Here is an 11,827-nt window from a genome sequence, read left to right as displayed (position 1 = left end):
AACCAGGTGAATTCGAGTGACAGGCCGCTGAAGTGCGTAAACCTGTACCTCTGTTGTCTCCTTCCGGCGTACGGCGCAAACAGCCCGGGTATCACCAAACAGGCAGAAGACGGTGCGTCAGCTGCCGTGGGTGAACGAGGAGTTGCATAGGTATGACGTGCTGGTACGAGGGCCCCTTGGCCGCGTTCGACACGGAGACCACGGGTGTGGACGTCGAGACCGACCGGATCGTGTCGGCTTCCGTCGTGGTCCAGGAAAGTCCGGCCATCCGGCCGCGGATCAGCCGCTGGCTGATCAACCCGGGTGTGCCGGTGCCCGCTTCGGCGACGGCGGTGCACGGGCTGACGGACGAACACCTTCAGCGCAACGGCCGCTGGCCGTCCCCTGTGATGGAGGAGATAGCCCGGGCGCTGGCCGAACAGGCGGCGGCGGGCCGCCCGTTGGTCATCATGAACGCGCCCTTCGATCTGACCATGCTGGACCGGGAGTTGCGCCGCCATCGCGCCTCGTCGCTCGACCATTGGTTCGAGTCGGCACCACTGCTGGTGCTGGACCCCCGGGTCCTGGACAAACACCTGGACCGCTACCGCAAGGGCCGCCGCACCCTGACGGACCTGTGCGCGCACTACGGCGTCACGCTGGAGGGCGCCCATGACGCGGCGGCGGACGCGATGGCCTCGCTGGAGGTCGTACGGGCGGTCGGGCGTCGTTTCGCGACACGGCTGGAGCGCCTGTCCCCCGCCGAACTGCACACGCTCCAGGCGGTGTGGCACGCGGCGCAGGCGCGTGGCCTACAGGCGTGGTTCGCGAAGAGCGGTTCGGAGGAGGCGGTCGATCCGGCGTGGCCGCTGCGTCCGGAGATGCCGGCGGCGGCATGACCGCAGGCACAAAAAAGGCCGGTCCATCGACGACGGACCGGCCTCTTCCCGGTGGGCGATACTGGGTTCGAACCAGTGACCTCTTCGGTGTGAACGAAGCGCTCTCCCACTGAGCTAATCGCCCGGGAACGGACTGAACAATACAGGTCCGGACGGGCTTGGTTCAAACCGCTTGGTTCACACCGCTCGGAGGTGGGCGGCCAGTCCGCGCCGTCCCGCGCGCATCATCAGGGCGTGGTTGGCGCGGAAGAGCGGCCGTCCGGGGACGGCGAGGAGGCGCATCAGCGGCTTGGTGACGTCGACTTCCTGGTCGTAGTGGGCGAGGGTGCCAGAGTCGGCCGGGGTGAGTGTCCAGCGGGCCCAGCCGTCGAGGTCGCCGGTCATGGCGATCTCCAGGATTCCGGCGACCGGATCGCGGCGCACCTCGCGTGCGGTGAAGGTCAGGTCGTACGGCAGCAGGGAGCGGATGCGGATGGTTCCGCTGGTGTCGTCGATGCGATCGACCTCCCGTACCTGTGGCCACCAGCGGGGGTAGTCCTCGGCCTGCGCCAGGGCGTCGTACACCGTGGCGAGTGGCGCGGTGAGGGACCAGCGGGTGTGGAAGCGGTAATGGCTCCAGTCCATGAGGCGAGTGTGCCTGCCCCACGGCCCGTCGGGCGGGATCTGAGTACGTTCTGAGTACGCACGCTCATGCCGTACGACGTGACCCAGCCCACACTTCAGGGCATGACGAACATCCCGCCCCCGGCCGAGGAGTTGCGGCTCCTCGACTCGGAGTTGTGGCAGCTCGATGCCCGCCGGGCCCAGTTGCTGGCCCGCCGGGCCTGGCTGGTCGCCGCGCTCCAGCCGCCGAGGCCGGCCCCGGCCGCCGCCCGGCCCCGCCCGGAGACCGGCGCGTCCGGCGTGCAGAATCTTCTCCTGCTGCTCGGCGGTGTGCTGCTCACCATCGCGGCGACGGCGTTCACGCTGGTCAGCTGGGGGCACCTGGGGATCGCCGGGCGGGCTCTGGTGCTCGGCGCGGTCACGTCGGTCGCGCTCGGCGCGCCCGTGTTCCTGCTGAAGCGCGGGCTGCGTTCGACGGCCGAGTCGGTGGCGGGCCTGGGGCTGGTCCTGACGGTGCTGGACGCGTACGCGTTGCATCAGGTCGCCTTCCCTCGGACGGGCGGCGCCGGATACACGGCGGTCGCGTCGGCGCTGCTGGCGGCTCTCTGGACGGTGTACGGCCTGCTGCCGCGTACCACTGAGCTGCGGCTGCCCGTGCCCTGCGCGCTGGTCGCGGCCCAACTACCCCTGTTCTTCTGGGCGATCGGGTCGGACGCGGGCGCTTACGTCGTCACGGCCGCACTCCTGACGACGGCCGCGTTCGACACGGCTGTGGCGCTCCGGGTGACCGCGAAGTCCGTACGTGTCGTCGGCGCGGTCGGCGCGTACGGTCTGGGCTCCTCGGGCGTACTGGCGGCCGGCTGGCTGTCCTGGACGGCCTCCGGTCCGAGCGCCGCCGCCCGTGCGGCGGCGCTCCTCCTCCTTGCCGCGGCGGTCGCGCTGGTCGCCGCGTGGCAGGAGGCGGGCGAGAAGCGCACCTTCGGCCTCGCGATCACCTCCGGGCTGCTGACGGTCGCCGCAGTCGGCGGTCTGGCGTGCTCGGTGCTGCCGGAGCTGTGGACCGTCCCGGCGTATCTGGCGTGCGGAGTGGCCCTGTTGGCGGCGGTCCGGATCCGTCGGCTGCCGGACGCTGTGCGACGCGGGACGGCCTGGGCCTCCGGAGCCGTACAGGCGCTGGCCGTGCTGTGGGCGCTGCCCGTCGTGGGTCTGGTGCTGCTGGCGCCGGTCGGCTGGGTCTCGCGGGCGTGGACCGGCGCGCCGCCGGACGCCCGTGCCGCGCTGACGCTCGACGCGTCCTGGCCCGCGCACGCGGCGGCGGTTCCGGTCGTCCTGGCGGCCGTGGGAGCCGTGCTCGTCCTGGTGGTGCGGGGCGAGGCCTGGCGCCCCAGGGCTCTGTCCGGCGCGCTGGGCCTGGCCTGGGCCACGGCCATCGCCCTTCCGGCAGTGCTCGAACTCCCCTACTCGGTCGGCCTGTTGATGCAGGGGGCCACGACGGTCGCTGTCGTCACGGCAGCCGCGTTCCTACGGGAGACCGCGCCCCGGTTCACGGCGCTCGCGCTCGCTCTGGTCACGTCCCTGAGTCTCGCGTTCCTCTCCCTCGCCACCCAGGCCGCGACCCTCACCGTGCTCGCTGCCCTGATCGCGCTGTTCGCGTCGGCCTCGTGGCAGTCCCGGCTCGCGCCCTTCACGACTCCGGCCGTGCTCGGGTACGCCGCTGCGCTGGCCTGTGCGGTCGGCACTGCCCTGGGCTGGCAGCCCCCGCACACCGCCCTGCTCGTCCTGGCGGTCCCTGTGGCCGCGGCCCTGCTCGCGCCACGAGCGGGTTCCCCGGCCACCGTGCCCGTCGAGGCGACCGGGGCCGCCGCGGGTGTGCTCGCGATCGGACTCGCGGCCACCGACCTGCCCCTGCTCGCCCTGGTCCTCGCGCTGTGCGGAGTGATCACCGCGGGCACGGCGATCCGCCCGGACCGCCGCTCCGTCGGCTACGTGGCCGCGGTTCTGTTCGTCCTGGCCACGTGGGTCCGCCTCACGGCCTGGGAGGTCGGCACGCCCGAGGCGTACACCGTCCCGGTCAGCGTCCCGGCGCTGCTCGTCGGCCACCTGCGCAGACGCCGCGATCCGCGGACGTCGTCCTGGACGGCGTACGGCCCCGGGCTCGCCGCCACTCTCCTGCCGAGCCTCGTCGCGGCCTGGGGCGACGCCCACTGGACACGCCCCCTGCTGCTGGGCATGGCAGCGCTGTCGATCACGCTGCTGGGCGGCGGACACAGCCTCCAGGCACCGCTCGTCCTGGGCGGAACGGTCCTGACCCTGGACGCGCTCCACGAACTCGCCCCCTACCTGATCCAGGTGGCGGACGCCCTCCCCCGCTGGGTACCGCCCGCCTTGGCCGGCCTGCTCCTCCTGTCCCTGGGCGCAACATACGAACGACGCCTCAGGGACGCCCGAAAGATGCGGGACTTCTTGGGAAGCCTCCGCTGAACCCACTTAGGGGCGCGGGGAACTGCGCGACCAGCCACAACGGACCCGCAGCTCCCCACGAACCCGCTACGGCATCCGGTCCCCAAGCAGCGCCAGGTTCTCGATAGCGGCAAGCCCGTACAACGCGGTGTCATTCGTGGACACCCAGGCGGCCTCACTGCCCGGCACCAGCGCCACCGGACCGCTCAACTCCTCCGTCTTCCAGGGCGCCGACTCCTTGTACCCGTCGGAGTTGTAGAACTTCTCCCACGCGCGAGCGGCGAGCTTCGCATCCCCCGTCTGCACAGCCGCGTACGCGTCGAGCCGCGAGTGTCCCTGGAACAACAGCAGCGTCCCGAAGTTGGAGCCGTACCGCGCCGCTTGCTCGGCCTTGGTGGCGTTGAAGTAGCGGCAGTAGTCGAAGTACGCCTCGTTGAACGCGGGCATGTCGACCAAGTCGATGAGTTCGGCGCAGAGTTCGTTGAGCCCGAAGACGGCGGACAGGTGCGAAACCCCGACAACCGGCGCCGAGGCAACCGCGAACTTGCCGGTGTCGAGGTCGTACAGCCCGCTGCCCTGCACGAACCCGTTCGGCTGAGCGGCGATGGTCTCCATCGTCGACAGCACCCGCGCCTTGGCCTTCTCCCACTTGGGGCCCTTGCGCTCCCACTCGGTGAGCCAGGCGGAGACGAGGCCGCTCCAGTCCGTGCCGAAGCCGATCGACAGGGCGTGCCGGTCGGGTGTGTAGGGCTCGGTGCGGATCTTGCGCAGCGGGTCGAGGGCGAGGAAGGTCTCGTCGCTGTCGACGTTGGCGTGCATGAGGTCGCCGACGCGTTCGTCGCCGGTGAGGAAGTAGTAGTAGCGACGGTAGGTGGTGTTGGCGATGCGCTGCTGTTTGGCGCTGTCGGCGTAGTGCTGGACGCCGTGCCGGGTGCCGAGGCCGGCCCACTGGCCGAGGTGGTAGACGTCGACTTCGCCTGTGTGCCGGGTCATCGCTTCGGCGAAGCGGAAGATGTCGGCGCGGCCGGAGCGCAGGTAGGCGAACCAGAGCCAGAGGTCGGGCGAGAGTTCGGAGTTGTCCCAGGCGTAGCCGCCGACGTCGTACCGCCATTGGTGCCTGGCGGTGTCGTACGAGTGCATGATGTCGCCGTAGTCCCAGAAGCCGTACCAACGGCGTTGCTCCACCTGGTCCTTGTAGTAGGTGAAGAGGAAGTCGAGGTGGTCCTCGATCTTGGACTTGGCGGGGGTGGAGCGGTCGGGCTCGGAGTACAGCCCGGGGCCGAAGACCTGAGCCTTGATCAGTTGCCTTGGCGGGGCGGCGAGTTGAGGCAACACCCTTACCGCCTCGACCTGTTGGGCCAGCACCGCCGGTGAGGGCGTCGACTCGTTGGCCCAGAAGAGGAGTTCGGAGGTACGGGCGATGCCGTAGGGGGTGCCGAAGCCGGGTTCGTAGTCCTCGTAGGTGATGTTGAGGCCTTCGAGCTGTTCGGCGTACGTGTCCTGGCCCATGCCGTCGTGGTAGAAGCGCAGGTCCATGGGCTGGGCCTCGGGCGACCAGAGCCAGAGGGTGACCTCGGCCTCGTCGGTGTGGGCGTCCCGGATGTCGAGCTGGGCGGGGTGCTTCTCCCAGAAGTCCCGTAGCCCGAAGGAGAATCCGCCGCTGGCCCCGCCGACGTAGCCGAACCCGGAGGCCCGCTTGCCGCCTCCGGCGCCGATCCAGCCGTAACCCTTCTTGGTGCGCTTGCGCAGCGTGAAGCCGTCGGCGGAGAGCTGGGAGAGGGTGTAGTCGCCCCACTCGGGGATGTACTGCAACCTGGTGGTCACCCGCTGGTCCCAGGTGGAGGGGTCGGGCAGCTTCTGGCCCTCGAACTGGGCCGCCTGGACGGCCGCTCCGGGGTCGCGCCGCTGTCCGGTGATGCCCTTGACGGCCTCGCGGAGCAGTCCGGCGCCGTCGCCGCCGATCCTGATGTGGCGGTCGTACGAGGCGTCCCGCATCGGCACGGTGAAGCGGACGCCGAGGCCGCGGATGAAGTCGCCGCCGGCCTTGCCGGGTTCCTGCGTGCCGTCGTACGTGATCGTGTGGACCATGCGGAAGGAGTCGGCGCCGGCGTAGAAGTACAGGCGGATCGAGAAGGGAAGCCAACTGCGGCTGCCCTTGCGGTGCTTGCCGTCGATGCGGACCACCGCCCTTACGGGGCCGTCCTGTTCGACCTCGACCTCGCTGATGGCGCTCTCGAAGCGCTCGAACTTGGTGGCGCCCTGGTCCTCGTCCTCGATCTCGGGCTGGCGGATGAGGACGAGCCGCCCGTTCTTCGCGATCTCGGTGGAGCCGCGTGTCACCGACTTGACCAGCGTGGAGCCGGACTTGCCGATGCGGGCGGTGATGACCCCGGTCGATATGTCGATGGTCCCGCCGCGCTTGTCGACGGTGACCTTCGCGGTGGGGGCTTCGGGCGCCCCGGCGGCGAGCGTCAGCTGCCCGGCGCCGCCCGAACTCACGGCGTGGGCGGTCCACTTGAGGGTGCCGTCGGGCCAGTAGGCGAGCGGCCAGGACTGTACGGGTACGGCCTTGCCGTCGGCGTCCGTGAGCGCGAAGGTCTGGTCCGCGTCGTAGGTGCCCTTGGGCCAGGGCACGCCGACCGTGGAGCCGGGGGCGGCGCCGAGGCCGCCGTCCTCCAGCCAGTCCAGGGTCACGGGGTCGGTGGCGGCCTCGGCGGCTCTGGGCGCGGCCTGCGCGTCCTTCGCCCCCAGGGCCCAGCTGAACTGGGCGGCGGCTCCGGCGACTGCGGCGGCCTTGAGGAGGGACCTGCGAGGGATGGGAGACATGAGGGACCAGCCTTTCCTTTCCGTGCGGGTGCGGGGGTACGGGGTAGTCAGGTTTCAGTCAGGGGCATGACAGAGAGAGGTGCGGCGCCCAGGGCGCCGACCTTCTACGGACGCACCGCTCGTCAGCGGCGCCGGTACCGCTCCTCCACGGCGACGGCCGCCGCCGCGACGGCCCCGAGGACGGGAACCGCCAGCGGCGGCAGGAACCCCGCGGACAGGGCCACGACGGCCAGCCCGCAGACGACCAGGAAGGACCCGGCGGGATCGCGCACGGTCCGGCGGCCGGCGTCCGCGAGGAGCTCCCGCCAGGGGGCGCCCGGCGTCCAGACGGCCGCCGCCCGCAGCAGGGCCACGGCAACGCCGATCAGCGCGAAGATGCCGACGGCCCCGGCGAACGGCCCGCCGGGAATCCCGGCCCGGGCCGCCAGGACGTCCACCCAGACCGCGGCGGCCGCCACCCAGCCGGCGAGCCCGACGAGCCAGCCGCCGCGCACGGCCGCCCGGAAGTCCGCGACGAACTCCCGCCAGCCACCGGCCTCGTGGGCCGTCCGACGCCGTAGATGCCGTGCGCCGGCGGCGAAGGCGGCAGGGTAGGTGACGACCCCGAGCGAGGCCACGGCGATCCACACACCGGTGAGCAGACACTCGGCAAAGACCGCGAAGCGCTCGCCGAACACGGACTCCCTGCGCTCCTTGCGCTCCTTGCGCGGGGAGGAGCGTGCCTTCACACGTGTTTGGGCCATGGTGACCGCCTCAGCCTTTCTGCTCACTTCAGTCCGGACGTCGCCATACCGTCGATGAGATAGCGCTGGAAGGCCATGAAGAAGGCGACGACCGGCACCAGCGCCACCAGCGACATGGCGATCATGCTGCCGTAGTTGGAGATGCCCTCCTGGTCGCGGAACATCATCAGGCCGAGCGAAACGGTGTACTTGGAGGGGGTGTTGAGGTAGATCAACGGCCCCATGAAGTCGTTCCAGGCGTTGATGAAGGTGAAGATGGCGCTGGTGATGATGGCGGGCCGGCTCAGCGGCAGCACGATGGACCAGTAGGTCCTCAGGTGGCCGCAGCCGTCGAGTTTGGCGGCCTCGTCCAGCTCGCGCGGCAGCCCGCGCATGAACTGCACCATCAGGAAGACGAAGAACGCCTCCGTGGCCAGGAACTTGCCCGCGACGAGCGGCACGAGCGTGTCGATGTAACCGAGGTTGCGGAACAGCACGTACTGCGGGATGAGCAGCACGTGGTACGGCAGCAGCAGGGTGCCGATCATCAGCGTGAACAGCAGGTTCCGTCCGGCGAAGCGGATCTTGGCGAAGGCGTACGCGGTCAGCGAGCTGGAGATCACCACACCGACGACGGCCAGGCCCGCGTACATCAGCGAGTTGGTGAAGAAGCTGGTGATGGAGATGCCCGAGATGCCGTCGGCGAGGCCGGAGAAGTTCGCCCAGACCGGCTTGGTGGGCAGCAGGTCGAGACTGGCGATGATGTCCTTGCTCGGCTTGAACGAGGCGCCGAGCACCCAGACCACCGGGTAGAGGACGACCGCGAGCACGAGGAGCGCGCCCACGTGCCAGGCGAGGGATCCGATGCGCTTCCGTTCGTTCGTGGTGCGCACAACGGGTGTGGTGGCAGTGGTCACTTGGCTGCTCACTTGGCTGCCTCCTCGTAGTGCACCCACTTCTTCTGCGACCAGAACAGGACCGCCGTGACGAGCGCCACCGCGATCACCAGCGTCCAGGCCATCGCGGAGGCGAAGCCCATCTGGGCCTCCTTGAAGCCCTTCTGGTAGAGGTAACAGGTGTAGACGAGGGTGGCGTCGGCGGGCCCGCACCGGGTGTCCGAGACGACGTACGCGGAGCCGAACACCTGGAACGCGTGGATGGACTCCAGCAGCACGTTGAAGAACAGCACCGGGGAGATCATCGGCAGCGTGATGTTCCAGAACCGCCGGAAGGGACCGGCTCCGTCGACCTCGGCGGCCTCGTACAGTTCCTGCGGCACCTGCTTCAGCCCCGCCAGGAAGATGACCATCGGCGCCCCGAACTGCCAGATGCTCAGCGCCACCAGGGCGTACAGGACATAGTCCGGATTGCCGATCCAGCCGCCGACGTCGAGCCCGAAGACCTTCTGCGTACGGTCGACGACGGCGTCGTCGGAGAACAGCGCCCGCCAGACGAAGCCGACGGAGACGCTGGCGCCGATGAGCGAGGGCATGTAGAAGGCGGCCCGGTACAGGCCCTGCCCGCGCCGCTTCTGCGCGAGCAGCAACGCCACTCCGAGCGCGAGGAGCAGCTTCAGCGGGGTGGCCACGACGACGTACTTCAGGGTGACCTCGACCGACTTCTGCCAGCGCGGGTCCTGGAACATCGTCGTGAAGTTGTCCAGCCCCACCCACTGGGGCGGTGTGAACAGGTTGTAGCTGGTGAACGCGTAGTACAGCGAGGCGATCATCGGTCCTGCCATGAGCAGCAGGAAACCCGCGATCCACGGCGACATGAAGAGATAGCCGGCGAGGTTCTCGCGGCGCCGCCCGCGCCGCCCGGGGGCGGGAACGGCAGACCGCTTCCCGGCCGGGCGCACGGGCGCTTCCTTGACGAGCGTCATGGTCGTACGTCCCCTCAGCCCGCGAACGCGGCCTTGGCCTCACTGAACAGGGCCTTCGCACCGTCGGCCGGCTTGGTCTTGCCCTGGGCGATCTCACCGCCGATGCGCAGGAAGGCCGCCTCGATGACGTCCGCGCCGGAGGGGTGCGGGGTGATCTTCCCGAGGACGCCGGCCTTGGCGACCTCGTCCTCGTAGGCCGCGACGCCCTTGTTGTTGGGGTCGGTCGGCTTGAAGGCGGCGTACTGCTCGGTGGTGGCGAGGATGCCGCGGTCGTAGCCCATGATCGTGCCGACCTCGGGGTCGTGGACCATGAAGTCGATGAACTGGGCGACCTCCTTGGGATGCTTGGTCCCGGAGAAGCCGCTGAGCATCAGCGAACCGAGGTACTGGCCGGTGTCCTTGCCGTCCGTGGTGGGGATCGGCGCGAGCCCGTAGTCGGACTCTCCCTCGCCCTCGTAGCGGATGGAGAAGTTGTCCCAGGTGAATTCGGAGGCGGCGAGCCCCGCCGACAGACCGGACTTGGGCTTGACCTGCTCGATCTTCTTGGGGTCGGCGACTAGGCCGGACTTCACGCGCTTGTAGCCGTCCGCCCACCACTGCGTCAGATCGTCCTCGGTGAAGCCGAGGTCGGAGTCGGTGAAGAAGGCCTTGCCGTTCTGGCGCAGATAGAGGTCGTAGAGGTACATGATGGAGAAGTAGCCGGTGTCTCCGGCGATCTTCAGCTTGTCCTGGATCGTCTGCAGCGCGGCGAAGTAGTCGTCCCAGGTCCAGCCGAACTTCGCCTCCACGCCCGCCTTCTCGAAGGCCTTGAGGTCGATGACGAGCGCCATGGTGTTGGCGCCGACGGGTATGCCGATCTGCTTTCCGTCGACCTGACCGTTCGCCAGAACTCCGTTGCGGAAGTCCTCCAGGCTCAGATTCCCGGCGTCCGCCTGCGTCTTGAGATCCATCAGAACACCGCGCTTGTCGTACTTGCGCAGGAAACCGACCGCATTCTGGAAAACGTCCGGCGGATTACCGCCGGAGGCCTGGGTCTGGAACTTCTCCCAGAATGCTTCGTAGTCAGTGAATTCGGGCTTGATCTTAATCTTCGGGTACTTCTTCTCGAAGAGCGCGATCGTCTTCTTGATGGCGATGGTGCGTGGTTCGCCACCCCACCACGCATAACGGAGCGTCACATTCCCGTCCCCGGCACCACTGTCGCCACCGCACCCGGTCGTCGCCGCCAGCCCCAGCGCGGCCGCCGAGGCTCCGGCTGCCTTGAGGATCGTTCGTCTCTCAACATTCCCGTTCTTAGGCACAGTCGGGCCCTCCCCGCGACGTCGTTGGCGCCTGCGTGAATCGTTTCAAGTAAGCGCTTGCTGGCACAAGTTACGGAGGGGCTCGGAGTGCGTCAATGATTCGGACAGGAATTTTCTGTGAGCGGGCTGGGCGGGGTCGGGGCGCGAGTCGACTCACGCCCCGGGCAAGGGGGTTGATGTCGCAGGTGAGGCGGTTGGGGTCGGCGGGTCGAACATCGGCGGGCGGCTGATGTTTATTTGGCGTGGGGCCGAAATGCGCCTACCGGGTGGGGAGTTGGCGTCGGAGGGGGGTGACTGTCGAAGGGAGGTGGGTGGTGGATCGACGGGGGTGGGTGGGGGGTGTCGGAGGGGTCGGGGTGGGTCTGATGAGGGGGTTGGAGAGGTTCTGGTGAGGGGCGCGGTGGGGGCTTGGCGGAGGTCGGGCGGAGGCATGGCCGGGGTCGCCAAAGGGGGCGAGGGGTGTACGGAGGGTCCTGAGGACGGTGACGGAAGGTGCTGGGGCGGCCTTGTGGGTGATGCACGGCGCGGGGTGCCGGGGCCGGCCCCGAGGCCGGCGCACGGCAGGGCTTCAGGGCGGTCGTCCGGGGGAGGGTGCACGGCAGGGTGCCGGCGAGGCCCCGAGGGCGGTACACGGCAAGGTGCCGGAGCAGCCCCAGGACGGTGCGTGAGACTGCGCCCGGGGCCGGCCCCGGGGAGTGCGCGAGCCCGGGGACGGGCGGGGCCCGGGGACGGGCGGGGCCCGGGGACGGGCGGGGCCCGGGGACGGGCGGGGCCCGGGGACGGGCGGGGCCCGGGGACGGGCGGGGCCCGGGGACGGGCGGGGCCCGGGGACGGGCGGGGCCCGGGGACGGGCGGGGCCCAGACACACCGGCACGCTTTCGGCGCCGCGCAGGCCGCCCAGGAGGCGGCGGAGCAGGAGACAGGGCAGGCATGGCCGTACGTCGAGGCCGTGGTCGGCAGGATGCGTGGGGCGCGGCGGGGAAGGGGTGGCGTGGGGCGCAGCCGGACAGGGACGCGGGGCAGAGTCGAAGCGGCCGCGCGCGGGCGAAGCGCGCGGTCGGGATTCCGCGGGCGCCGCCGATCGAGGTCTCACCTGTGAAGCCGGTCAGGGCTTCACAGGCGCCGCCGATCAAGGATTCGCCAGCGGAGCCAGTA

Annotated in this window: 8 protein-coding genes and 1 tRNA gene; 2 read left to right on the top strand and 7 right to left on the bottom strand. The window is 69.9% G+C overall.

The window, feature by feature from the left end; all coding sequences use genetic code 11:
- Positions 1-152: 152 nt before the first annotated feature.
- Positions 153-878, top strand: coding sequence for a 3'-5' exonuclease (locus OG787_RS40775; RefSeq protein ID WP_369037463.1), 726 nt, complete (start codon positions 153-155; stop codon positions 876-878).
- 52 nt (positions 879-930) lie between these two features.
- Here OG787_RS40775 and OG787_RS40770 read toward each other — a convergent pair.
- Both OG787_RS40770 and OG787_RS40765 read right to left on the bottom strand, forming a co-directional pair.
- A tRNA-Val gene (locus OG787_RS40770) sits at positions 931-1,002 on the bottom strand.
- A gap of 53 nt (positions 1,003-1,055) precedes the next feature.
- Positions 1,056-1,502 (bottom strand): SRPBCC family protein, encoded by a 447-nt coding sequence (locus OG787_RS40765; RefSeq protein ID WP_369037464.1) that lies wholly within the window; start codon positions 1,500-1,502, stop codon positions 1,056-1,058.
- A 66-nt stretch (positions 1,503-1,568) separates the two neighbouring features.
- Between OG787_RS40765 and OG787_RS40760 the strand changes: the two genes are divergently transcribed.
- Positions 1,569-3,962 (top strand): SCO7613 C-terminal domain-containing membrane protein, encoded by a 2,394-nt coding sequence (locus tag OG787_RS40760; RefSeq protein ID WP_405538628.1) that lies wholly within the window; start codon positions 1,569-1,571, stop codon positions 3,960-3,962.
- Positions 3,963-4,028: 66 nt separating this feature from the next.
- Here the strand turns inward: OG787_RS40760 and OG787_RS40755 are convergent, their stop codons facing one another.
- The 5 genes from OG787_RS40755 to OG787_RS40735 all read right to left on the bottom strand — a co-directional run bounded on the left by OG787_RS40755 (position 4,029) and on the right by OG787_RS40735 (position 10,672).
- The gene (locus OG787_RS40755) at positions 4,029-6,767 is read right to left on the bottom strand and encodes a Tat pathway signal sequence domain protein (protein WP_405538626.1); all 2,739 of its coding nucleotides are present in this window, start codon (positions 6,765-6,767) and stop codon (positions 4,029-4,031) included.
- Positions 6,768-6,889: 122 nt separating this feature from the next.
- A complete protein-coding gene (locus tag OG787_RS40750; protein WP_405538624.1) occupies positions 6,890-7,510 on the bottom strand; it encodes a hypothetical protein in 621 nt (206 codons plus the stop codon).
- Between the two features lie 23 nt (positions 7,511-7,533).
- Positions 7,534-8,406, bottom strand: coding sequence for a carbohydrate ABC transporter permease (locus tag OG787_RS40745; protein ID WP_369037471.1), 873 nt, complete (start codon positions 8,404-8,406; stop codon positions 7,534-7,536).
- A gap of 8 nt (positions 8,407-8,414) precedes the next feature.
- Positions 8,415-9,371: a carbohydrate ABC transporter permease gene (locus OG787_RS40740; protein ID WP_405538622.1), complete on the bottom strand. Its 957-nt coding sequence runs from the start codon at positions 9,369-9,371 to the stop codon at positions 8,415-8,417.
- A 14-nt stretch (positions 9,372-9,385) separates the two neighbouring features.
- Positions 9,386-10,672 (bottom strand): ABC transporter substrate-binding protein, encoded by a 1,287-nt coding sequence (locus OG787_RS40735; RefSeq protein ID WP_369037469.1) that lies wholly within the window; start codon positions 10,670-10,672, stop codon positions 9,386-9,388.
- Positions 10,673-11,827 lie beyond the last annotated feature (1,155 nt).

The sequence above is a fragment of the Streptomyces sp. NBC_00075 genome (assembly GCF_045041225.1).
Taxonomy (GTDB): Bacteria; Actinomycetota; Actinomycetes; order Streptomycetales; family Streptomycetaceae; genus Streptomyces; species Streptomyces adonidis.
The sequence above is the reverse complement of the archived record's forward strand: the minus strand, read 5'-3'. Positions and strand labels throughout refer to the sequence as shown.